Raw genomic sequence first — 23707 nt, 5'->3', positions numbered from 1 at the left:
AATGTTAGTTATTATGAAAAAGGATTTATTAAAGATGGAAAATCTCACAAAAGAAGAGATTTTAGATATATTAAATATAGCTGATCAACTAAAATATGAACATAAACACGGGATAGAACATCATCACTTAAAGGGTAAAACCTTAGGTATGATTTTTCAAAAGGCTTCTACTAGAACTAGAGTAAGCTTTGAAGTTGGTATGTATCAACTTGGAGGAAATGCTTTATTCCTAAGCTCAAAGGATTTACAAATAGGAAGAGGTGAACCTGTTTGTGACACCTCACGTGTTTTATCTAGATATCTAGATGGCATAATGATTCGTACCTTTGAACAAAAAGAAGTTGATGATTTAGCTAAATACTCTGATATTCCTATAATAAACGGACTTACTGATGATGAACATCCATGTCAAGTTTTAGCAGATTTAATGACTATAAGAGAGTATAAAAAAAGCTTTGATGGATTAAAGCTTGCTTTTATAGGTGATGGTAATAATATGGCTCAATCCTTAATAGTAGGTGCATTAACTCTAGGTATGGATGTGTCTATAGCATCTCCGTCTGGATATACTCCAGATAATTATTACTTGGAGCTTGGAAAAGAATTAGCTGAAAAGACTAACGCTAAGTTTGTTCTTACAGATTCTCCAGTTGAAGCAGTTACATCTGCTGATATTGTTATTACTGATGTTTGGGCAAGTATGGGGCAAGAAGCTGAAGCTAAAGAAAGAGTTGAAGCTTTTAAGGGTTATCAAATTAATGAAGATTTAATGTCTTACACTAATCCAAGATCTCTAGTTCTTCACTGTCTTCCTGCTCATAGAGATGAGGAGATTTCTACTGAAACATTTGAAAAACACTCAGAAGAAATCTTTGATGAAGCTGAAAATAGACTTCATGCTCAAAAGGCTGTATTAGTTAAATTGTTAGGTAATAAATAAACTTTAAAGAGCTGATTAATTTCAGTTCTTTTTTTATGCTCTGATATAATATTATTTTCTTCATTATAGATTTATAAAAATTAATGTAAAAATTATATTATATTCCCAATTATTTCGTACTATATTATATAAAAATTATTTTATTTTTATACGATAAAAAAGCGTTGACACTATATTGTGTTGATGTTACTATTACCTATGAAACATATAGGAAAACTAGGAGGGTATCTATTATGAAATTAAAATCTTTATTATTAACTGGTATATTGGCTTTGTCTGTTGTTTTTACTGCATGTGCCAAGACAAATGATAATACCTCAAAAGACGCTGCTCCAGCAAATCTTTTGGAAAAAATTCAAAAAGAGGGAGTTATTCGTGTTGGTCAAGAAGGAACTTATGCTCCATTTACTTTTCATGATGAAAGTGGAAAGTTAACAGGTTTTGATGTTGACATAGCGGAGGCTATAGCTCAAAAGCTTGGAGTAAAGGCTGAATTTATAGAAACAAAATGGGATGGAATATTCGCAGGACTTGATGCTGAAAGATTTGATATAATTGTAAATCAAGTTGGTATAAATGATGAAAGAAAAGCAAAATATGATTTTTCCGATCCCTATATTTTATCAAAACCAGTTCTTATAGTTACTGGAGATAATAATACAATTACTAAATTTGAAGACTTAAAAGGAAAAAAAGCAGCTCAGACCTTAACTAGTAATTTAGGAAAAATTGCTCAATCTTATGGCGCTGAACTTGTACAAGTTGATGGTTTCAATCAAGCTATTGATCTTTTAACTTCAAATAGAGCGGATGCAACTGTTAACGACAGTCTTTCTTTCTTAGATTATAAGAAACAAAAACCTGACACAAACTTAAAGGTAGCTGCTGAATACTCTAAAGGTGATGAAAATGGAATTATGTTAAGACAAGGTAATAAAGAGCTTTTAGATGCTATTAATAAAGCCTTAACTGATATTAAAGCAGATGGAACTTACCTAAAGATTTCAGAGAAGTGGTTTGGAGAAGATGTATCCAAATAAAGTGGTGATAATATGATTTTTAGTGATAAAACAATACGACTATATGATATATTTACAAATTCATTTTTTCCATTATTAAAAGCAGGATTAACCTATACGGTTTTTCTTGCTATTATCTCTTTTGCTTTAGGTTTAGTTCTAGCATTAGTTACAGCTTTGGCACGTATATCTAAATTTAGACCTTTAGTAGCTATATCATCATTCTATGTATGGATAATAAGAGGAACCCCTCTATTAGTTCAACTCTTTATAATCTTCTATGGTTTACCTTCGGTTGGTATTATACTAGACCCACTTGTCGCTGGAGTTATAGGTTTTACATTAAGCGTTGGAGCATATAATTCTGAGGTTATTAGAGCTGCAATTTTATCAATTCCTAAAGGTCAATGGGAGGCTGGATATTCATTAGGAATGACCGATACTCAAGCCTTAATTCGCATAATTTTGCCTCAAGCAGCTAGGGTATCTATACCTCCATTATCTAATTCTTTTATAAGTCTTGTAAAAGATACTTCACTTGCTGCTTCAATAACTGTAGCTGAGATGTTTCAAATAGCTCAAAGAATAACTGCTACAACTTATGAACCGTTATTATTGTATTCTGAAGCTGCGTTGATTTATCTACTATTATGCACAGTATTAAATATTATTCAAAGTAGAATTGAGAAATATTTAGAAAGATATGTAGCTAAATAATGGAGGTATTTTATGATAGAAATTAAAAATCTACACAAAAGTTTTGGTTCAAATGAAATTCTAAAAGGTATAGATTTAATAGTTGAAAAAGGTGAAACTATAGTTATAATTGGGCCTTCAGGTTCAGGCAAAACTACTCTTTTAAGATGTATGAACTTATTAGAGACCCCAAATGATGGTATAGTTCAAATTGGATCTATGAGATTAGATTTTAGTAATAATATAAAACCTACAAAAAATGATGTTGTCTCTTTGCGTAAGCATACAGGTATGGTATTTCAGGGATTTCATCTATTTCCTCATAAAACTGTTATTGAAAATATTATGGAAGGTCAGATAACAGTTCTTAAAAGAAATAAAGATGAAGCTAGAAAAAAAGGAATGGTTCTTTTAGATAAAGTTGGCTTAGCTCACAAAAGTGATTCTTATCCCTTTGAATTATCTGGTGGACAGCAGCAAAGAGTTGCAATTGCTAGAGCTATGGCAATGGATCCTGATGTTTTATTATTTGATGAGCCAACATCTGCTCTTGATCCAGAATTGGCTGCCGAAGTACTTAAAGTTATGAAAGACTTATCTCATGAAGGAATGACTATGGTAGTAGTTACTCATAAAATGAGCTTTGCAAGAGATGCTGCAAACAAAGTTATTTTTGTTGATAATGGTTTAATCCTTGAAGAAGGAACTCCTGATTATATCTTCAAAGAAACTACCAATGAAAGAATTAAACAATTTTTAAATATGATAGATGATTAAAATTCATCTTGGAGGATAAATATGAAATTTGAAACATTATTAATACATGGCGGTATAGATGGAGATGAACATACAGGTGCTGTAAGTGTGCCAATATATCAAACTTCAACTTATAGACAAGCTGGTATTGGTGAAAATAAAGGATATGACTATTCTAGAGCTATAAACCCAACAAGAGAAGCACTGGAAAAGCTAATTGCAGAGATGGAAAATGGTGTAGCAGGTTATGCTTTTGCATCAGGTATGGCAGCAATAACTGCAGTTTTAATGTTATTTAAAAGCGATGATAAAATATTGATTTCAAATAATATCTATGGCGGTACTTACAGAGTAATAGATAAAGTATTTAATAATTTCAATCTGAAATATGAAATTATAGATACAAATGATGAAAATGAGATACTAAGTAAGATAGATGAAAGTGTAAAGGCTATTTTCATTGAAACTCCTACAAATCCGCTTCTAAATATAACTGATATTAGTAAGGTTTCATCAATAGCTAAAAAACATAAATTATTAACTATAGTTGATAATACTTTTATGACACCTTATCTTCAAAATCCTATAGATTTAGGTGCTGATATAGTTATTCATAGTGCAACTAAATATTTAGGCGGTCACAGTGATTTAATAGCTGGGTTAGTTGTAGTTAATAATGACGACTTATCAGAAAGACTTTACTTTATTCAAAAATCTACAGGAGGTATTCTAAACCCATCTGATGCTTGGTTATTGATAAGAGGTATTAAAACTCTCTCTGTTCGTATGGACAGACACATAGAAAATAGTGATTATATAGTTGAATCACTATTAAAAAATGAGGCAGTTAAAAACATTTATTATCCTGGCTTAGTGACTCATCCTGGTCATGATATTCAGAAAAAGCAAGCTAGATCTCCTGGAGCTATAATATCATTTTCACTAACTGATGAGTATGATATTAATAAATTCTTTAAGGCTTTAAAATATATAATGTTTGGAGAAAGCTTGGGGGGAGTTGAATCTATTATTACTCATCCAGCCTCAATGACTCATGCATCAATACCTTACGAAGTTAGACAAAAGATAGGTATTGTTGATAATCTTATTAGATTATCTGTTGGTATTGAGAATAAATTTGATTTAATTGAAGATATTGAAAATGCCATAATTTCTTCTAAAGTTAAATAACTAAGTTAAACATCAAAAGAAGATGCTATATAATAACATCTTCTTTTATTTATATTCTTAATTATTTTATATAGTCTTTATAGTTCTCTTGAGTAACTTTTACATAGTTAATCCATACATATTTTCCTTCAGTTACAGGGTAACCAATGTTTGCTTCGTTAATTTCTTTACCTTCTGCAGCTGCTAAAGCTATATTAACTGTAGCTTTACCTTGGTTTTCTGCATCATTTAAAACTGTTCCAAGAAGAGATCCTTCTTTCATAGCTTGTAATGCAGGTGCTGTAGCATCAACTCCAACTACTGGAATGTATTTAGAAGCATCGCCTTTGTTATATCCTTCAGCTTTTAAAGCTTCTATTGCACCTAGAGCCATATCATCATTATTTGCTAAAACGGCTTCTATCTTATCAAGACCTTGACCAGTTATAAATGCTTTCATAAGGTCAGTTGCTTTAGCTTTGTCCCACATAGCTGTATCAGCAGCAAGTTTTTGAGTTTTGAATCCACCAGCTTCTATAGCTTTTATTGAATATTCTGTACGAAGAGTAGCATCTTGATGTCCTGGTTCTCCTTGAAGCATTACATATTGAATTACTCCATCCTTATTTTTATCTGCTTCTGGATGAGATTTAAAGTAGTCAACTAAAATTTCTCCTGATTGAGTTCCTGATTGTTCTGCTTTAGCTCCAACATACCAAACCTTATCATAGCTATTCATATCTGCTTTTTCTGGTTCACGATTTAAGAATACTATAGGAAGCTTTTTAGCTTTCGCTTTTTCTATTATTGGTCCAGCAGCTGTTCTATCAACGGCATTAATCGCTAATGAATTTACCCCTTTTGTAATAAATGTATCTACTTGTTCATTTTGAGTAGGTTGTTTATTTTGTGAATCCACCAATTCTATATCTGTTCCTTTATCTTTAGCTTGACTTTCCATAGCTCCACGAACCCCTGTCATGAAAGTATCATCAAATTTGTAGATTGCAGAACCGATTAAAACTTTAGAATCTTTCTTTCCACCTGAGCTAGAATCATTTCCTTTTGAACTACATCCTGCCATTGCACCAGCAATTACAACAGCTGACATAACGATTGTTAATAATCCTTTAAACCTTTTCATAATACCCCTCCGTAATCAAATCTTATTATTTTATATGATTTTGGTTTGTTATTCGTTTACATTTATTATTATATAGATTTTCCTCTCTACTCTCCATACAAAATTCTTCACACTTTTATCGAATTTCTTAGTTAAATATTAGAAATTAAATATAAACAAAAATAAAAATGTTATAAACTTAATCTACTAATTCATAGAAGAAAGTTAATAACATTTCTAATTTAAATTTATTTACTTTTCATGTATATATCTACATTATCCTTTGTTACTTCTGAATAATCAGCCATTACATATTTACCTTTTTCTAATCCCTCTATTGAGTTTATATCTCCATTTGTTGATAATAAATAAGCCATATTAAATATTACCTTGGCTTGGTATTTATAATCATTTATAGCAGTTCCTATCATTGCCCCATTTTTAACTTGCGTTAATGACTCAGGAATTCCATCAATTCCAACAACAAGGGGATGTCTTTTTATCGTATTATCATTATTTAATGCTTCTAAAGCACCTAAAGCCATTTCATCATTATTGCTAAATACAACTTCTATCTTATCTCCAAATTCCTTAATCCACTGATTCATTTTTGTAGTTGCTTGGGCATATTGCCAGTTACCAATTTCATCAGATAGTTTTTCTAATTCAACACCATTTTCTATCAAGGGTTTTATGCAGTGCTCTGTTCTTATTAAGGTATCCTGATGCCCTGGTTCCCCTTCAAGTACTACATATTGAATTTTTCCATCTCCATTTTTGTCCACCAAACTTTTGTTACTCTTATAGGCATCTAAAATTATTTTCCCTTGTATTTCTCCAGATTGTTCTGCCTTTGCGCCTACATAATATAGCTTATCCCATCTCTCCATATCTTCTTCAACAGGTTCACGATTAAAGAAAATCATAGGTATATTTGCAGACTTAGCTTTGTCAATCATCATAGAGGCAGCAGTTCTATCTACTATATTCACACATATAACATCGTAATTTTGAGAAACAAACCGCTCTACCTGACTATTTTGATTAGTCAAGCTTCCTTTAGCATCTACAACATTAATTGTTATCTTATAATTGCTATTACCCTCTTTTTCCTTAGCTACATCTTCAATTTCTTTTGTAATTGCAGAAATAAAAGCATCATCCTGCCTATATAATGTAACTCCTATTTTTATATTTTTAATACTATCTTTATTAGTTCCATTATTATTATAATTACATGCTGATAATGAAGTACCAATTGTAAAGGTTAATAGGCATAAGGATATTTTTTTAAGTATTTTCATTATAAACACCTCAAAATTCTCATATATTTAAGACATTATTTTTACCTAATAAGTGGAAATAGCAATCTTTGATTCTCCTTTGAATACATATTATCTGTATTAACAATGGTTGAAGATATAGTGCTATTACTTATCTTCTTACCCTCTAACTTATCTACAGCAGCCTTTACCCCTAGATATCCTATATTAAATTCATTTTGCGTAGCTGTTGCATTGATGTTTTTTTCCTCTAAAGCTGAAATTATTTTACTTGTACTTCCTGTACCGTAGAGTTTTATTGAACTTTTTTCATTGTCTATTATATTAGAGTCCTTTTTTACTTCGGCAACATACTCTAACATACCTGTACTGAGAGTTACTACTACATCTACATCATTGTTCTCTAATAGTTTTTTTATCTCAGTATAGTAATTTGCTTGACTCTCATTTGGAATTTCCCAGAACAGATAGGTATTATTAATTTTATTCATAACACTCATAAATCCTTCGTACCTGTCCGCTATGCTTTTGCACTCTAAATTATTTTTTATAATTGCAACTTTTTTCCCCATATCTCCCATCTCAATCATTTGTTCTCCTAAAAGTTCCCCAAGCTCATAATTATCATTCCAAATTATTGGTGGAGTTTTCTCTAAATCAACATTAGACTCGATAAGAATAATAGGTGCTTTTTTCATAGCTTCTTCTACTGTATTAGCCATTTTTTCATAATCTACTGGAGATAATATTATAGCATCTGCTCCATTTTTTATTTCTCTATCAATTAACTCTTTTTGCTCATCTATATTATTATCTTGCGAAAGATTTATGAAACTTACATCTATATTTAGTTCTGATGCCGCTTGATCTACGCCCTGCTTCATTATCATTAAACTTTCATTATTTTTTCCACTTGTTATCAAAGAAATATTATGTATTTTCTTATTTTCTTGATTTGATAATGTATCATCTAAAAGCACTGAAAAGGATATAATTAATAGTAACAATAAAATTATAAATACAAATGTCTTTTTACTTTTCACTATTTACCTTCCTCCATCTTCTGCGCTTCATTAAAATTAATAGCAGGAACATGTATTCTGATCATTGTTCCTTCATCAGGCTCACTATAAATCTTAAGTCCGTATTCTACACCATAATATATCTGTATTCTTTGATGAACATTTTTTAAGCCAATCCCTGAACTCTTTTTCTTTCCATTATTTTTTCTTGTAAGAAGAGTATCTGCAACTTCTTGTTCCATTCCGAGTCCATTATCTATAACATCAATATATAAATCTTCGTCTTTTAAGTATGCTTTTATTAGTATCTCTCCATCTCCACCCATAAATTCCATACCATGATAAATAGCATTTTCGATTAAAGGTTGAATTATTAATTTAATAGTTGATAAATTTAATGTTTCTTCATCTATATCAATATTATATGTGAATTTATTTTTATATCTTATGTTTTGTATTGTTAAATAGTTGCGTGCATGTTCAATTTCATCTTTTACTGATATTATATTTTTCCCTTTACTTAAGCTTATTCTAAAAAGTCTTGCTAAAGCTGTTACCATTGTAATAGCTCCATCATAATTTTCATTTTCTATCATCCAAACAATAGAATCTAATGTATTATATAAAAAATGTGGATTAATCTGAGCTTGAAGAGCATTTAACTCACTTTTTCTTTTTGATTCCTGTTCCCTTACTATATTATCCATAAGTACATGTAATTGATTTACCATGGATTTTATAGCTTTCCCTAGATGCTGAATTTCGTAAGATCCACTTATTGCTATATCTACATCTTTGTCTCCATTCTCAAGCTTTTTTACTGACTTTTCGAGTGCCTTTATAGGGTTTGCTATACGAGAAGAAACAAACATATTTAGAAACACTAGAATAAATATCGCAAAAAACATAATAAATATTGCAAATAAACTTATTTGTCTATAGTCAGAGGTTATATCAACCATTGGAGTGACCCCTATGATTTTCCACCCAGTATATCCTACTGTTTTTACTGTAACTAATCTTTTTTCTCCGTTAAAGGTTTCTATATTAGTTCCATCCTCATATGTAGATCCCATTCTATTATTCTCATTTATTAAGTTTGAATATATCAATTGTTGTCTTGGATGATATATTATCTCGCCCTCTCCATCAACTAAATAGACGTAACCTGATTTTCCGAGGTTAACATTTTTACATATTTGCTCTATTTCACTAAAATTCATATCTACAAGCAATACACCTGGAGTTATTTTCCCATTGTTAGTAAGCTCTACAGCTCTACTTAAAGAAATAACCCAACGATATTTATAATCTGGATCTATAAATAAATTCTGAACATGTGAAGTTGAAAAATGAAGGTTTTCTTTTCTACTTATAGCTTTTAAAAACCATTCACTTCTTGTAGGATTAGCAGAGTCTTTTAACTTACCTACTGGAGATGCTCCTATAAGCTCCCCATACTCTGTAAACACACTTATACTTATAAGAGAATCTTTATTTGATTCATATAATAAATCCATATCCTTACTTATACTGTCTACTGCTAAATCCTTTTTCTTAATAACACTATAATAACTAGCATCAGATACCTTCATCATATTTCTTAAGTAACTATCTAAGTTTAAATTAACTTGTTCTAGTATGGCTTTATTATTTTCAGATACCATATTTTCTGCTGAGTTTATAAATCTTAAATAAACTGCCCCAACAACCATAATCATCCCTACAACTGATATTACAGTAAAGGAAATAGATATTATATACTGTATGCTTGTATTCTTACTTTTATCTAATACTTTTTCAACTTTTTTCTTTATAAAATTTATCATTACAGATCAAACTCAATTCTTTCTATATTTTGAAGGTGATACCCCAAACTTCTTTTTAAATACATAACTAAAATAATTAGCCTCTGGATATCCTACTTTTTCAGCTATAACATAAGTCTTATAATCTGTTGTATTTAAAAGTTTTACAGCTTGTTCCAAACGTACTGTAGTTAAAAAATTTACAAAATTGTTTTGTGTTTCACGTTTAAATATTGTAGAAAAGTAAGTAGAACTTACATGAAGTTTAGAACAAACTTGTTCTACAGATAAATCTGGATCTGTGTAGTTTTCTAATACATATTGTTTTGCTTGCTCAACAAGTAATATAGATGAATTTACGCGTTCTTTTTTAATCAAAACGTTTACCATGATAGACTTGTTTATAAACCATTCCTTTACCTCATCTATTGACCCAAAGGAATCTAAGTGCTCATAGCAATTAAAATTTTCACCAAATATATAATCCATATCTAGTTCATAAGTTTGTATAAGCTTTAATAAAGCTGTCATTATCTCCATAATATAAATTCTATACTTGTTAAATGGTAAAAGTAAATGCTGAACTTTATCAAATAAGCAATTAATAACATCTTTAATTTCTTCTTTTGTTGAAATCTTTATTGCATTTAACATTAAGTTTTCTTCTTGCTCGTGAAATTGAAGCTCAATAGAATTATCTGGTTCTACATCATCAATATAAATAGCCTTTCCTAAGCCAAGTATCAATTTATATTCTAATGCATTTAAGGCCGTTCTATATGAAAATTTTATTTCGCATGGATCATTATAAACATACCCAATACCTGCTGATATTTTTAAATTAGTGATACGCTCATAAACCTTACATACTTCATTTATACCATTTATAAAATGACCTATCTCATCTTTAGAAGATAATCCCCCTATTACTACAACAATATCAGAATAAATAAAACTTGTGAAGCTACAATATTGGTTCATATTTTCATCTACAGTCTTTTTTATTGATATATTAGTAAGCACTGAATCTTCATTAATATTATTGTTTATATCCTTTAATTTCAAGCTTCCTTCTGAACGAATAAGTGCTACAGATAAATATTCTTTTTTTAAATCTATGTTTAATTTATCAATCTGTTCACTCCACTTTTCTCTACTTATCCTTCCCTCAATAGCTCCTACCAGAAATTGCTCTCTTATTACTGGCAAACTTTCAATATAATATTCTTGTAGTTTTTCTAAATTTCTTTTTTCATTATATTCATAATCAAGCTTTTCTTTTAACCTTTTTAAGACCTCAATTAGTTCTACAGAATTAATCGGTTTCAAAACATATTCAACTACATTAATTTGAATAGCCTTGTGAGCATATTCAAAATCGTCACAGCCTGAAAAAATTATAATCTTAGTAGAAGGCATCATTTCTGAAACTCTTTTTCCTAATTCTAATCCATCCATAAAGGGCATTTTTATATCTGTCATTAAAACATCAGGTCTGTATTTTTCAACCTTTTCAAGAGCATCCTGACCATTTTCAGCATCTCCAACTACTTCAAATCCGTAAGCTTCCCAGTCTATTTTCTTGATAATTCCAAGTCTTATCTCCTCTTCATCATCCACTATAATAATTCTATATAAGCTCATTATATTACTCCTTCTTTTATTAAGTTGCAGTTAAATATAATAATTTGATTATCAACTATTATTATATCTAAAAAATTCCTTTTATGCAATGCATGTCCATATTATTTAAAACGACAAAAAGGCTAACTTCAATTTTTAATTGAAGCAAACCTTCTTATCAATATATCAATTTATTTTTTTCTATATTTAGCTAAGTCTATAGCAACTGCTACTGCAATGATAGCACCTTTTATAACTTGTTGCCACATTGGACTTACTGCTATGAACTGTAATCCATATTGTATAACCGTAAATATCAATACACCACTTACAATTCCTCCAACTTTACCAACGCCACCATTTAGTGATACTCCACCTACAACACAGGCTGCTATTGCATCAAGTTCGTATCCATTACCATATTGATTAGTTGCTCCAGCAGTTCTAGCAGCTTCCAGTATACCCCCTACACCATATAAAAGTGATGCGAAAATGAATATTCCCATTATAGTTGCAAATACGTTAACTCCTGAAACTACTGCTGCTTCACGATTTCCTCCTATAGCATAAACATTCTTTCCAAATATAGTTTTATTTAATATAAACCAAACCAATATTACAAATAGAATTGCTATAGGTACCAGAATTGATATTCCTGGAAAATCTCCTATGTTAAAAAGTTTTGTTTGTCCAAGTGCAATAAAGTCTGGACGTACCCCTCCTATTGGTTGTGATTTATTTGGCGGCATATCAAAGTATAGAGAGCATGCACCATATACTATAACCTGCGTTGCTAACGTAGCTATAAATGGATGCATATCATATTTTGCTACTAAGAAACCATTTAATACACCAAATACCATACAAGCTATAATTGCTATTACTATAGGGATTATAACTGCTAGCTGAGGCATGTTAGGGAAAAATCTATTAGCATAGTCTGGATTTTGAAGCATTGATGTTGATATTACTGCAGCTAGTCCAACCATACGTCCTGCTGATAAATCTGTACCTGCTATTAATAATGTAAAACAAATACCTAAGGCAACTATAAGTTTAGTTGATGACATTGTTAGTATGTCAAGCATTACCTCATACTGCATAAAACGAGGTTGAATTATCATTATTACAACTACTAATACTAGTAATGCTAAAATAATTGCATTATTAGTTAAAAAAGTTTTAACTGTCTCTCCTGAAAAGGTAACTATACTGTCATGATTTTTTTTATCTAAAAAATGTTTAAGCCCATAGATAGCTGCAATTATTCCTATCCCATCTATATAAATAGGTAAATCAAAAAATACATCTGGATCTAAAATAAAATTAAAAACAATTCCTAACACAACAAGGAAAGCACCAATTCCTAAAAATATTTTCCCAAAATCCTTGCGTGAGATAACTTTAGCTTCTTGCATATCTAATCCTCTCCTTCTTTAACATAACTAAGTCTCTTTATTTCATAAACTGTGTTGCATAATTCATAACTTTTACTTGATCTGCTTCATCTTTGTCTAAAATTCCAGTAACTTTTCCTTCACACATAACCATAACTCTATCTGACATTCCAAGTAACTCTGGCATTTCTGAAGAGATCATTATGATTGATTTGCCTCTTTTAACCAAGTCATGCATAATAGAATAAATTTCATATTTTGCACCTACATCAATTCCTCTTGTAGGCTCGTCTAATATTAAAATATCTGGATTTGTAAGAAGCCAACGTGCTATTAAAACTTTTTGCTGATTACCACCAGAAAGATTTTTTATAAGCTGCTCCATATTAGGTGTTTTAGTTTTTAAATCTGTATTAGATTTAACTGCAGCTTTATAACGTTTTCCTTCTTTTAACACTCCAAATTTTGCGTAATCTTTTTGACTTGCAATTACTGTATTATCTAAAACTGATAATATTCCTAAGATACCAGTAGCACGTCTCTCTTCTGTTAATAGAGCTAATCCTTGTAATTTAGCATCTTTTGCAGACTTTATTTTTATTACCCTACCATCTTTTTCGATAGTTCCCTCTTGTATCGTTCTTAACCCAAATAGTGCTTCTACAAGTTCTGTACGTTGGGCTCCAACAAGCCCTCCTATACCAAGAATTTCCCCTTTATATAACTCAAAACTTACATTTTGAAAGGATTTCTCCAAAGGAGAACAAAGATTGTTAACTTTTAATACAACATCCTTTGTAGGTTTATAGTTAGCTTCTGGGAATCTATGAGTCATATCTCTTCCTACCATACGGTTAATTATAAGCTCTGTTGTAAGATCTTTTGATTCCCAAGTTCCTACCCCTTGACCATCTCTCATGATAGTAACTTCATCAGATATTTTAAGAATTTCCTCCATTTTATGAGATATATATATAATTGCGCATCCCTTTTTTTGAAGTTGCTTTATTATTTTAAATAAATGTTCCGTTTCATTCTCAGTTAATGAAGATGTTGGTTCGTCCATAATAATTATTTTAGAATTATAGCTAACCGCCTTAGCGATTTCAACCAATTGTAGACTAGATGCAGAAAGCTTTCCTGCCAATATCTCTGGATCAATGTCTAAATCAATCTCTTTAAATAAAGCTTCTGTCTCACGTATCATTCTTTTCTTGTCTACAGCTATTCCTCTCATAGGAAATCTTCCAAGCCATATATTTTCCATAACTGGACGAAATCTAATAGGATGTAGTTCCTGATGTATCATTGATACTCCCAAGTCTAATGCTTGTTTTGAAGTATTTATTTCAACTTTTTGTCCATCTAATATTATCTCGCCATTATCTTGATGATATATACCAAAAAGACATTTCATCAAGGTTGATTTTCCTGCACCATTTTCTCCCATTAGGGCATGAACACTACCTTTACGTACTTTTAATGATACGTCATCTAACGCCTTTACCCCTGGAAATGTCTTTGTTATATTGTTCATCTCCAGTACATACTCACCCATACCATAATCCTCCTTTGGTCAAATATTAATCCATTCTTTATTTTGTCTATTTTTCATTTAGTTAGTTTTATTATTGTTATTCGTTTACATTATTAATTATATAAACTTTCTCTTCTACTCTCCATACAAAATTCTTCACACTTTTATCGAATTTCTTAATTAATTTATATAACAAATTCATATTTTTTTATTCTAAAAAAGACATGCATAAATTAGTAAAAAATGCATGTCTTTTTTCTATTCTATATTTATTAAATAACCGAAAATTTATATATAGTAGTATGTTTATATTCTTCACCAACTTTTAATATTGGAGATGGAAAACTACTACATCTCACTGCATTAGGGAAAAATTGTGTTTCTAGGCATAACCCCTCTCTATTTTCATAAGTTACTCCATCTTTTCCAGTAGGCCCCCCTGCTAAGAAATTCCCCGTATAAAATTGTACTCCTGGTTTAGTAGTATATACTTCCATAACCCTCCCACTTTTTTCATCTATCACTGCTCCAGCTTTTTTAGGTTCTTCTGTGCTAACATCTAATACCCAATTATGATCAAATCCATTAGCTAAATTTAACTGTTCATAATCACTAAATATTTTATCCTTTACTGTAGTTAATTTTCTTAAATCCATTGGTGTTCCATCAACTTTTAATATTTCACCTGTTGGAATTGACTCATTGTTAGAAGGTGTAAATCTACTTGCATTTATCATAACTTTGTGTTCTAACACACTTCCTGAAGAATGTCCTGAAAGATTAAAATAGGAATGATTAGTTAAATTAACTACTGTATCCTTATCTGTAACAGCTCTATAATCTATTTTAAGCTCATTATCTTCACTAACAGAATATATAACATTAACTTCTAAATTGCCTGGGTATCCTTCTTCACCATCTTTACTAAGATATGATAGTTTTAATGCCTGACTATCACCTAAATTAACAAATTCTGCTTCCCATAAAACCTTATCAAATCCTCTATTTCCTCCATGCAAGTGATGTCTACTATTCTTTTGAAGTTTATATTCTATATTATCTATCTCAAAAATACCTTCCTCGATTCTATTCGCACATCTTCCTATAATAGCTCCTAAATATGGTCCCTTTTCAAAATATTTTTGTGGAGTATCATACCCTAAAACAACATCATCTAATTCTCCTTTAGAATCAGGAACCTTTAAAGATACTATAGCACCACCTAAATTTGTTATTTTTACTTCCATTCCTTTGGAGTTAGTAAGTGTAAAAATATCCACCTCAACTTCATTCATTAACTTTCCAAATAATTCTCTTCTAATTCCCATACCCTCATACTCCTTTTATTAAAATACTACCTATATTAGCTAGTATAAGTATATTATGTTATTCTTTCAAGAATAAAAAAGTTAGGTATATATCTAAATTATTTTATACCTAACTTGTTAACTCTATAATTCTATTTTTTCTTCTTTTTTCTGATCACAACATCCATGTTTTTTATCACCTTTTCCCATAAAAAACATCATAGATACCATCATAATTGGACATATAAACGGACTTAAAAATGCTAAAACAGGTGCAACCCCTGGTAATACTAATTGAATAACTGGTAATAAGCTAACTATCAATATAGGTAACATACAACATAGCGCCATAGGCATAATATGTTTAAGGTTTAATTTCTTATTCATTTTCTCACTCCTAAATTTTAATATTACAATTAGTCTAATTCATAGTTATGAAGATAAAATGAAGATGCCAGTATGTTTCTTCATTTTATCTTCATATTAGTTTCATATAATTATGTCTCAGAAAGTAATATAAATTTAAGAGGTGATATTTTGTCCATAAAAACTACTCATATATTAGTTGAAGATATGGTTTGTACATCCTGTGAAAAAATAATATCAGATTCTATAAAAAAGATAACTGGTGTCCTTGAGGTTGAGGTTAATTATAAAACCTCCTTAGTGAAGGTAACTTTTGATTCTACTAAATGTTCTTACAGCAAAATTTGTTCTGCTATAGAAAGTTCAGGATATACCATAAAAATCTCTAATAACAAAATTAACACAAATGGTTCTTCTACAACTTTTAAAGAAATTGTCTCTATATTTGCTATAGTTGCTCTTGCTTTTGTTATTATAGCACTAAGTAAAAATTCTGGTACTTTCAATATAAGTAATAACTTGGGAACAAATACAACTTATCTTATGTTATTTGTTATAGGTATTTTCACTTCTCTTCATTGTGTAGGTATGTGTGGTGGAATAATGTTATCTCAAAGTATAACTATAAATAAAGGTAGTAAATTTAAAAATCTACTTCCCTCTCTTTTATATAATGTAGGTAGATTAACCTCATATACTCTATTAGGTGGATTAGTAGGTGCTTTAGGCTCTGTTTTTTCTTTATCATTAAGTACTCAGGCCTCTATATCAATACTTGCTGGGCTTTTCATGATAATAATGGGTTTTAATATGTCTGGCTTTAAATTATTTAGAGGAATAAACTTAAAACTTCCATTTAGTAATTGTAAATCCTCAAATAAAAAATCTAGTCCTTTAATTGTTGGTTTACTAAATGGATTTATGCCTTGTGGTCCCTTGCAAACCATACAGTTGTATGCTTTAGCTTCTGGAAGTTTCTTAAAAGGAGCGTCCTCTATGTTCATTTTTGGACTAGGGACTATTCCTCTTATGCTTATATTTTCGTTAGCTATAAATGCCATAAATATGAAAAACACTAAAAAACTTATAAAATTCAGTGGAATCTTAATCGTTATATTAGGAATTTTAATGGCAAACAGAGGATTTACACTATTAGGTGTAAACATTCCAATAAATAATTTATTATCTTTTAACAACAAAAATTCATCTAATGTGATAACTGATGAAAATAAGGCTACAGTAATAGATGGAAAACAGGTTGTAAAAATAAAAGCAACATCTTCTGGCTACTCCCCAAAAGTAGTATTTATAGAAAAAAATCTTCCTACTGAAATTATTTTTGAAGGGGAAACAATAACGTCATGTAATAATGAAGTTATTTTCCCATCCATGAATATAAATCAAAAACTAAAAAAAGGTGAAACAAAGATCAATTTTACAGCTGGTGAAAAAGATATTAACTACAGTTGTTGGATGGGAATGCTCTCAGGCTCTATAAAAGTTGTAGACACTCTTGACGGTGTAAGTGATAAAGATATATCGTCAGCAGAAAGTGAACTTTCACAAAATTCTGGTGGAGGTTGCTGTCAAGGTTCTTCTACTAATCAAACTCAAGAATTCCTGGTTTACGGCTTGCCATTAACTGAAATACCTACAGATAGATTAGTTAAAAAAAGCTCTATTTCGGGTAGCAGTCAAGCTCTAAGCATTTCTGGAATAGATACCTATTTTGAACCACTTGTTTCAATTTTAAAAACTAATATTCCAGCTAAACTTACATTCAATTTAACTAAAATGCCTGCTGCTAATGGAACTTATAATATAGTTGAATTTAGTTCACAAGAAATTGTTGGTTCCTTCACTATATCAGACTTTAAAGGATCTATTGATATTACACTTAATAAATCCAGTATCTACTTTATAGAAAAAGATTTTTCAATAGTTGGAACCATAAAAACTTCTGATTCCCCTGAAACGGAAGATATAGAAAAAGTTAGATCAGAATTAATAGATTAATATTTTCAAACTGGAGTAGCTTAATGATTTTATATTATTTTGCTGCTCTTTTTATTATCAAAAGGCCCCTAAATGAAATTTTCCGTATTCGCTGACAAATTAGTTTACAATTCGGCTTTTTATAAGCACTCTTCCTTAATAAAAATAATAGTATATTAGTAGTAAACTTTTTAAAAAGGGGTGTTTTAATTGAATAATAGATACTCTTGTCGAAACGATTTTTATGATAGTGCAAGTAGATGTAATAATAAACATTGCTGTGATGATTGGAATTGTTGTCCAACTGGTCCTACTGTACCTACTGGTCCAACCGGTCCTACTGGTCCAACCGGTCCTACTGGAGATGATGGCTCTGTTGGTCCTACTGGGGCTACTGGCCCTACCGGTTCTACCGGCGCTGTTGGTCCTACCGGTCCTACTGGTGACACTGGCCCTGTTGGTCCTACTGGGGCTACTGGTAACATTGGCCCTGTAGGTCCTGTTGGTGCTACCGGCCCTACTGGTTCTACTGGTCCTGTTGGTCCTACTGGTGCTACTGGCCCTACCGGTTCTACCGGTGCTGTTGGTCCTACCGGTCCTACTGGTGACACTGGCCCTGTTGGTCCTACTGGGGCTACTGGTAATATTGGCCCTGTTGGTGCTACCGGTCCTACTGGCTCTACTGGTCCTGTTGGTCCTACTGGAGCTACTGGCCCTACCGGTTCTACCGGTGCTGTTGGTCCTACCGGCCCTACTGGAGATACTGGCCCTGTTGGCCCTACTGGGGCTACTGGTAATATTGGCCCTGTTGGTCCTGTTGGTGCTACCGGTCCTACTGGCTCTACTGGTCCTGTTGGTCCTACTGGAGACACTGGCCCTATTGGTCCTACTGGGGCTACTGGTAATATTGGCCCTGTTGGTCCTATTGGTGCTACCGGTCCTACTGGCTCTACTGGTCCTGTTGGTCCTACTGGGGCTACTGGTTCTACCGGAGCTACTGGTTCTACCGGAGCTACTGGTCCTACCGGCCCTACTGGAGTTACTGGTCCTACCGGCGTTAACGGCGCTGTTGGTCCTACTGGTGTTACTGGGGCTACCGGAGCTACTGGTGCTACTGGAGCTACCGGCCCTACTGGTGCTACTGGCCCTACTGGTCCTACTGGTCCTACCGGTGCTACCGGCCCTACTGGTGCTACCGGCCCTACTGGTGCTACTGGCCCTACTGGTGCTACTGGCCCTACCGGTGCTACCGGCCCTACTGGTGCTACTGGTCCTACCGGAGCTACTGGTCCTACCGGAGCTACTGGCGCTACTGGAAGTATTGCATCTGGATATGCATCTTTCTTTAGTACTACACCAGCAACAAATAATATAGAAGGATTAATATTTAAAATATTTGAATTTAATTCTGTTGCTCCATCCAATGTAACTTTAGGTGCTAATGGATCAGATATAACTGTACAAATTAGTGGCATATATCATATAACCTTTTCTGCTAATGCTACAGATACAAACAATTCTTCTATAAATTTATTTGTGAATAATTCCGATATCCCTGGAAGTATTATCTCATTCCCAGGCACAAGCGGAGAAGCTGTTGGCCATATAATTTTATCTTTATCTACTTCAGATGTATTAAGATTAAGAATAAATGGTACTACTGATTTTATAGATTCAGGTGTAACAGCTTCTATAACCCTAATGAGAATAGCTTAGTATTAGACTAAAATTTTGAGGTCAGTATTTAATTAAATACTGGCCTTTATCATACACACTTTCTATATTCTAGAAAACTTTTCATCGATCTTAATTCCTAATGTTCCATCTTTATAAACTGTCATGATTTCCACTAAAATATTAAGAGAAGGGGAAATTCCATAACATTCAACTACTACATATTTATTTTCATTTCTATGATGCATTACCAAATCATAATCTTCTCTCGCTAGTTGAAACTTCTGCCTATCTGCTAAGTATAGAGATATATTTTTAGTATTATTAGGTTTTATTTTCTTAGCTTTTGAACCCATAAGCTCTATAGAGTCAAAAGAAAAATAGATATCTTCTATGATCTGCGATGTATTATTTCTTATATAAACTATTGGTAATAATTGTGTTTGCATACTAATCTACCTCATAAAACAATTAAATATTATTTAACAGCTTAAATAGTTTTCCTCAATTTTTACTCCTAAACTTCCATCATTATAAATCTTCATAATCTCAACCAAAATGTCCCTTATATGCTCCGCTCCATAGGCCTCACTTATTGTATATTTATTTTCTTTTCCATGATTCATTATTAAATCATAATCTTCTCTTTCTAGCTGATCTCTTTGTCTATAAGTTAGATATAAAGATACATTCTTAGTTGTATTAGGCTTAACCTTTTTAATTTCTGATCCTATAAGTACCACATTATCAAAAGAAAAACTTATATTTTCTATATTTTCCTCAGTGTTATTTCTTACATATACTATCGGTAATCTATTTAATCCTTTATTTGGGCCTCTATCTAGTCCTTGTGATCCATTTATAAATTTTCCAAACATATACACCCCTCCAGATTTTTGTAAAATTCTCACTTATATAATGTATTCTACAACCTAACCTTAAATCCTTTTGGAGTAATGAAGCTACTAAATTACTTTTCTATGTAATTTATTACATGCTTTATCACCATATTTATACTTCCATCACCATTTCTAACTATTTCAAATTTAGAATTATCGTGGTAAGCTTCCTCATCTATATATAAATCTATTTCTTTATCTATCTTTAACCTAACTCTTTTTAATTTTTTCTCCACATATTGTTTATCTATCTGAACCTCTTCATTTAATCCCTGAGATATAATAAAATCATCAAATGCTCTTTTCGCCTCTGGTTCTTCTTTAAAAAGCTCATTAGAAAGTTCAGGTATATTTATCTTCTCTTCTTCTTTTAGTTTACTTTTTATAGTTGTTCTTATCTTCTCTGCCTTATCAGCATCCTGATTAATGTTATTTCTGGTCCAAGTTTCTGTTGCTTTCATAAAGCTTTTAGTCATATCTCTTTCATTTGTTATAACTGTACAACCTAAAAAATGATTTATAAAATAATTAGAACCGTACTCTTCTTCCTCTTTATTTTTCTTTTGCTTATCAATCACCATTAAGTTAAAATCTTGATCTTGAGCTAAGGGTTTTATAAAAGCACATTTTTGTATTCTTTGAGAAGATGCTGGTAGTCCACCATATTGTTGGATTATACCAATTCCTATTTTATCATCCAAAAAATCTACTTTATGAGCAAAGTTCCTTACATAGTCCATTTTTAATAAAGCCAACATGATTCCTTGGTCTGTAGATATTGATGCAACCACTAAATCACAGGATGGAATATTTCCATTCCCCTTCATTATTGCAAACAGTTGTCTTCCCATTTCTTGAGATATAGAAACCAAATCAGTATTCGCACCATTTAAATACTCTTGAGATAACTCTTTTACTATATTTCTCTCTGGATTAAATACGGCATACTTTAGTTCCTCATCTTTTAAAGCTTTTTCAATATGTCTATATATATACTTATAAATTTCATCACCTAAATCTAATTTATATTCATTTAATATTGGTTCATCTGAGTTATTATCTAAAATATGAATAACCGCCTCTACAATATTTATATCATTAACGTATTCCATAGGGGTACCTCCATTATAGTCCTGTATATTTCAGTCCCTATTATATCACATATTTTTATAGGTATTTATCTAGAATAATAATTTGATTTATAATAGAATTAAATTTATGAAAGGAATGATATTATATGAAAGAGTTAGAAACCCGTATTATCGATATAGATTTAGATAAGTTTCGTAGGGATTTAAAAATGATAAATGCTGAAAAGGTAAAGGAAGAAAATCAGATTAACAACATATATGATTTTCCAGATAGAAGACTTCTATCAAAAAAAGGTTATGCTAGAATTAGAATAGTTGAAGATTTATTAAACAGAAAATCTTTTAGCTTTATTACTACAAAAAAAATGCTCTCTCAAGAGAGATTTAAAGTTATGGAAGAGAATGAAACCATTATTGAAGATGGGGAAGTTGGTAAAAAGATATTTGAAGCCTTAGGATTAGAACTTATTGATTCAATAAAGAAATATAGAGAAAGTTATAAATACAAAAACACTTTAATTGAAATAGATATTAATGAAAAAAGTTTTTGTCCTTTTCCCTATGTTGAGTTTGAAACCTCTTCTGAAGAAGAACTTAAAGAAATCTTAGAACTTTTAGGTTATAGTTTAGAGGACACAACTTCTAAGACAATATATGAAATACTAAAAGACAAGGGGATATTCTCTGAAAAAGGGTTATGATCTCTGCAAACCCGCATTAACACTATATATAGTTATATAGTTATATAGAAAGATATATATCTATATATCTTCCATTTAGCTAAAAAAATCAGTAAAGCTTAAACTAAATTCATTTAATACTCGCATTTAGTTTAAGCTTTACTTATATTCCATTTTCTTTTTCAATTCTAATATTTTAAAAACTACTTTCCCTAATTATAAGTTCTGTAGCTATACTAATTTTTTTGCTGATGATCCTGTCATTTAATCTTTCTATCAATAAGTCTACAGAAGTCTCTCCCATAAGTTCAGTATGTACTTTAATAGTACTTAAAGATGGATAAACATATTGAGCTATACTTATATCATTTATACCTATAATGTTTACTCTATCTGGAACAGCTATTTTATTTTCATTTAATGCCTTAAGACATCCAATAGCTAAAGAATCACTTCCAACTAAAAATGCTGTTGGCAAGTTATCTTTATGCTCCACTAAAGCTTTTTTCATTAAATCATAACCATCACTTGCAGAGTATTTTCCTATATACATATACTCTTCCTTAAATAAATTCTTTTCTTTTAAGTAACTTTTATAAACAACCTCTCTAGAATCATTTATCTCTGAGGTTCTATCGTTAAAAGTTTCTCTTCCCCCGATATATCCTATTTCTCTATGCTCTTTTTCCATTAAATAATCTAATATCTTTTTTGTAGCTATCTCGAAATTGGTTATAACACAATCATATTTTTCTTCGTCTGGGGCATAATCCACAAATACTATATTATTTGTTATCTTAGCTAAATCTTCTACCTCTTTCTTGCTAAACTTTCCTACAGCAACAATTCCTTGTATCTTTTCCTTCATTAATTCATCAATATTGTTTTTAAAAAACTTTACTATAGCCAAGTTATTTTGTTTACATCTGTTTTCTACACCTATACGAATAGACATATAATATAAATCATTTAATTCTTCTTTTTCTGTATACCAATGAATAAGAGCTATCTTAGCCAATGTTTTTTTCTTTGGTTGTCTTTTCTCATAAGACAATTCCTCTGCCACATTAAAAATCTTTTTTTTAGTATCATCACCTACTGATAAAGTCTCATCATAATTTAAAACTCTTGAAACTGTAGCTATTGACACTCCTGCTTTATCTGCAATATCTTTAATTGTCGCCATTATTTTCTCCTTTTAAATTAATAAATATTATATATATTTCAATTATATCTTTATTTTAACTAAAATTCACCATTCTTTTCTTTTAATTTAACTATACTTTTACTCAGTAAGTAAATTTAATTGTACATGGTTTAA

At 31.0% G+C, this 23707-nt stretch carries 21 protein-coding genes and 1 pseudogene; 9 read left to right on the top strand and 13 right to left on the bottom strand.

All coding sequences use genetic code 11. From position 1 onward, the window contains the following. Nucleotides 1-13 precede the first annotated feature (13 nt). The 5 genes from argF (at nucleotide 14) to B3N22_RS04095 (ending at nucleotide 4602) form a co-directional block, all read left to right on the top strand. Entirely contained in the window at nucleotides 14-940 is a 927-nt protein-coding gene (argF, locus tag B3N22_RS04115; protein ID WP_238903876.1) for an ornithine carbamoyltransferase, read from the top strand. A gap of 233 nt (nucleotides 941-1173) precedes the next feature. Then, nucleotides 1174-1980 (top strand): amino acid ABC transporter substrate-binding protein, encoded by an 807-nt coding sequence (locus B3N22_RS04110; protein WP_286905077.1) that lies wholly within the window; start codon nucleotides 1174-1176, stop codon nucleotides 1978-1980. Between the two features lie 12 nt (nucleotides 1981-1992). Beyond that, the gene (locus B3N22_RS04105) at nucleotides 1993-2676 is read left to right on the top strand and encodes an amino acid ABC transporter permease (RefSeq protein WP_286905076.1); all 684 of its coding nucleotides are present in this window, start codon (nucleotides 1993-1995) and stop codon (nucleotides 2674-2676) included. A gap of 12 nt (nucleotides 2677-2688) precedes the next feature. Next, nucleotides 2689-3432, top strand: a complete 744-nt coding sequence (locus B3N22_RS04100; protein WP_286905075.1) for an amino acid ABC transporter ATP-binding protein — start codon at nucleotides 2689-2691, stop codon at nucleotides 3430-3432. Nucleotides 3433-3453: 21 nt separating this feature from the next. Beyond that, the gene (locus B3N22_RS04095; protein WP_286905074.1) at nucleotides 3454-4602 is read left to right on the top strand and encodes a trans-sulfuration enzyme family protein; all 1149 of its coding nucleotides are present in this window, start codon (nucleotides 3454-3456) and stop codon (nucleotides 4600-4602) included. Between the two features lie 61 nt (nucleotides 4603-4663). Here the strand turns inward: B3N22_RS04095 and B3N22_RS04090 are convergent, their stop codons facing one another. The 9 genes from B3N22_RS04090 to B3N22_RS04050 form a co-directional block, all read right to left on the bottom strand. Then, the gene (locus tag B3N22_RS04090; protein ID WP_286905073.1) at nucleotides 4664-5725 is read right to left on the bottom strand and encodes a galactose ABC transporter substrate-binding protein; all 1062 of its coding nucleotides are present in this window, start codon (nucleotides 5723-5725) and stop codon (nucleotides 4664-4666) included. A 227-nt stretch (nucleotides 5726-5952) separates the two neighbouring features. Then, nucleotides 5953-7008: a galactose ABC transporter substrate-binding protein gene (locus B3N22_RS04085; RefSeq protein WP_286905072.1), complete on the bottom strand. Its 1056-nt coding sequence runs from the start codon at nucleotides 7006-7008 to the stop codon at nucleotides 5953-5955. Between the two features lie 41 nt (nucleotides 7009-7049). Further along, a complete protein-coding gene (locus B3N22_RS04080; RefSeq protein WP_286905070.1) occupies nucleotides 7050-8030 on the bottom strand; it encodes a substrate-binding domain-containing protein in 981 nt (326 codons plus the stop codon). Beyond that, entirely contained in the window at nucleotides 8030-9838 is a 1809-nt protein-coding gene (locus tag B3N22_RS04075) for a sensor histidine kinase (protein ID WP_286905068.1), read from the bottom strand. Before B3N22_RS04075 ends, B3N22_RS04080 begins: the two co-directional genes overlap by 1 nt. Nucleotides 9839-9850: 12 nt before the next feature. Then, nucleotides 9851-11461: a response regulator gene (locus B3N22_RS04070; RefSeq protein WP_286905066.1), complete on the bottom strand. Its 1611-nt coding sequence runs from the start codon at nucleotides 11459-11461 to the stop codon at nucleotides 9851-9853. Nucleotides 11462-11631: 170 nt separating this feature from the next. Continuing rightward, nucleotides 11632-12858 carry a galactose/methyl galactoside ABC transporter permease MglC gene (gene mglC / locus B3N22_RS04065; RefSeq protein WP_286905065.1) on the bottom strand — a complete coding sequence of 409 codons (1227 nt, stop codon included), beginning with the start codon at nucleotides 12856-12858 and terminating at the stop codon, nucleotides 11632-11634. A gap of 37 nt (nucleotides 12859-12895) precedes the next feature. Next, on the bottom strand, nucleotides 12896-14395 hold the full coding sequence (locus B3N22_RS04060) for a sugar ABC transporter ATP-binding protein (RefSeq protein WP_286905062.1): 1500 nt from the start codon (nucleotides 14393-14395) through the stop codon (nucleotides 12896-12898). Between the two features lie 251 nt (nucleotides 14396-14646). Beyond that, the gene (locus tag B3N22_RS04055) at nucleotides 14647-15702 is read right to left on the bottom strand and encodes an aldose epimerase family protein (protein ID WP_286905060.1); all 1056 of its coding nucleotides are present in this window, start codon (nucleotides 15700-15702) and stop codon (nucleotides 14647-14649) included. 123 nt (nucleotides 15703-15825) lie between these two features. Further along, nucleotides 15826-16068, bottom strand: coding sequence for a hypothetical protein (locus B3N22_RS04050; RefSeq protein WP_286905058.1), 243 nt, complete (start codon nucleotides 16066-16068; stop codon nucleotides 15826-15828). Nucleotides 16069-16218: 150 nt separating this feature from the next. Here B3N22_RS04050 and B3N22_RS04045 point away from each other — a divergent pair, with 150 nt between their 5' ends. The 3 genes and pseudogenes from B3N22_RS04045 (at nucleotide 16219) to B3N22_RS23690 (ending at nucleotide 19758) form a co-directional block, all read left to right on the top strand. Next, the gene (locus B3N22_RS04045; protein ID WP_286905057.1) at nucleotides 16219-18063 is read left to right on the top strand and encodes an urease accessory protein UreH domain-containing protein; all 1845 of its coding nucleotides are present in this window, start codon (nucleotides 16219-16221) and stop codon (nucleotides 18061-18063) included. Nucleotides 18064-18537: 474 nt separating this feature from the next. Continuing rightward, nucleotides 18538-19362 (top strand): annotated as a pseudogene (locus B3N22_RS04040) (collagen-like domain-containing protein); the annotation flags it as partial. Continuing rightward, complete coding sequence (locus B3N22_RS23690) at nucleotides 19363-19758, top strand: BclA C-terminal domain-containing protein (protein ID WP_414632220.1); 396 nt, start codon at nucleotides 19363-19365, stop codon at nucleotides 19756-19758. 62 nt (nucleotides 19759-19820) lie between these two features. Here the strand turns inward: B3N22_RS23690 and B3N22_RS04035 are convergent, their stop codons facing one another. From B3N22_RS04035 to B3N22_RS04025, 3 genes are all read right to left on the bottom strand, one after another. Then, nucleotides 19821-20165 carry a hypothetical protein gene (locus B3N22_RS04035; protein ID WP_286905055.1) on the bottom strand — a complete coding sequence of 115 codons (345 nt, stop codon included), beginning with the start codon at nucleotides 20163-20165 and terminating at the stop codon, nucleotides 19821-19823. A 33-nt stretch (nucleotides 20166-20198) separates the two neighbouring features. Further along, nucleotides 20199-20594, bottom strand: a complete 396-nt coding sequence (locus B3N22_RS04030) for a hypothetical protein (RefSeq protein WP_286905053.1) — start codon at nucleotides 20592-20594, stop codon at nucleotides 20199-20201. Between the two features lie 92 nt (nucleotides 20595-20686). Further along, complete coding sequence (locus tag B3N22_RS04025) at nucleotides 20687-21727, bottom strand: nucleoid-associated protein (RefSeq protein ID WP_286905051.1); 1041 nt, start codon at nucleotides 21725-21727, stop codon at nucleotides 20687-20689. 125 nt (nucleotides 21728-21852) lie between these two features. Between B3N22_RS04025 and B3N22_RS04020 the strand changes: the two genes are divergently transcribed. After that, a complete protein-coding gene (locus B3N22_RS04020) occupies nucleotides 21853-22407 on the top strand; it encodes a class IV adenylate cyclase (protein ID WP_286905049.1) in 555 nt (184 codons plus the stop codon). Between the two features lie 175 nt (nucleotides 22408-22582). Here B3N22_RS04020 and B3N22_RS04015 read toward each other — a convergent pair whose 3' ends face one another. After that, complete coding sequence (locus B3N22_RS04015; RefSeq protein ID WP_286905047.1) at nucleotides 22583-23572, bottom strand: LacI family DNA-binding transcriptional regulator; 990 nt, start codon at nucleotides 23570-23572, stop codon at nucleotides 22583-22585. Between the last annotated feature and the right edge of the window lie 135 nt (nucleotides 23573-23707).

The organism is Clostridium sp. UBA1652 (assembly GCF_002320975.1).
GTDB lineage: Bacteria > Bacillota > Clostridia > Clostridiales > Clostridiaceae > Clostridium_T > Clostridium_T intestinale.
The sequence above is the reverse complement of the archived record's forward strand: the minus strand, read 5'-3'. Positions and strand labels throughout refer to the sequence as shown.

Excerpts from the sequence above, each read along its gene's own strand:
- argF (WP_238903876.1), top strand. The coding sequence starts at position 14 with ATGAAAAAGGATTTATTAAAGATGGAAAATCTCACAAAAGAAGAGATT.
- B3N22_RS04110 (WP_286905077.1), top strand. The coding sequence starts at position 1,174 with ATGAAATTAAAATCTTTATTATTAACTGGTATATTGGCTTTGTCTGTT.
- B3N22_RS04105 (WP_286905076.1), top strand. The coding sequence starts at position 1,993 with ATGATTTTTAGTGATAAAACAATACGACTATATGATATATTTACAAAT.
- B3N22_RS04100 (WP_286905075.1), top strand. The coding sequence starts at position 2,689 with ATGATAGAAATTAAAAATCTACACAAAAGTTTTGGTTCAAATGAAATT.
- B3N22_RS04095 (WP_286905074.1), top strand. The coding sequence starts at position 3,454 with ATGAAATTTGAAACATTATTAATACATGGCGGTATAGATGGAGATGAA.
- B3N22_RS04090 (WP_286905073.1), bottom strand. The coding sequence starts at position 5,725 with ATGAAAAGGTTTAAAGGATTATTAACAATCGTTATGTCAGCTGTTGTA.
- B3N22_RS04085 (WP_286905072.1), bottom strand. The coding sequence starts at position 7,008 with ATGAAAATACTTAAAAAAATATCCTTATGCCTATTAACCTTTACAATT.
- B3N22_RS04075 (WP_286905068.1), bottom strand. The coding sequence starts at position 9,838 with ATGATAAATTTTATAAAGAAAAAAGTTGAAAAAGTATTAGATAAAAGT.
- B3N22_RS04070 (WP_286905066.1), bottom strand. The coding sequence starts at position 11,461 with ATGAGCTTATATAGAATTATTATAGTGGATGATGAAGAGGAGATAAGA.
- mglC (WP_286905065.1), bottom strand. The coding sequence starts at position 12,858 with ATGCAAGAAGCTAAAGTTATCTCACGCAAGGATTTTGGGAAAATATTT.
- B3N22_RS04060 (WP_286905062.1), bottom strand. The coding sequence starts at position 14,395 with ATGGGTGAGTATGTACTGGAGATGAACAATATAACAAAGACATTTCCA.
- B3N22_RS04055 (WP_286905060.1), bottom strand. The coding sequence starts at position 15,702 with ATGGGAATTAGAAGAGAATTATTTGGAAAGTTAATGAATGAAGTTGAG.
- B3N22_RS04050 (WP_286905058.1), bottom strand. The coding sequence starts at position 16,068 with ATGAATAAGAAATTAAACCTTAAACATATTATGCCTATGGCGCTATGT.
- B3N22_RS04035 (WP_286905055.1), bottom strand. The coding sequence starts at position 20,165 with ATGCAAACACAATTATTACCAATAGTTTATATAAGAAATAATACATCG.
- B3N22_RS04030 (WP_286905053.1), bottom strand. The coding sequence starts at position 20,594 with ATGTTTGGAAAATTTATAAATGGATCACAAGGACTAGATAGAGGCCCA.
- B3N22_RS04025 (WP_286905051.1), bottom strand. The coding sequence starts at position 21,727 with ATGGAATACGTTAATGATATAAATATTGTAGAGGCGGTTATTCATATT.
- B3N22_RS04020 (WP_286905049.1), top strand. The coding sequence starts at position 21,853 with ATGAAAGAGTTAGAAACCCGTATTATCGATATAGATTTAGATAAGTTT.
- B3N22_RS04015 (WP_286905047.1), bottom strand. The coding sequence starts at position 23,572 with ATGGCGACAATTAAAGATATTGCAGATAAAGCAGGAGTGTCAATAGCT.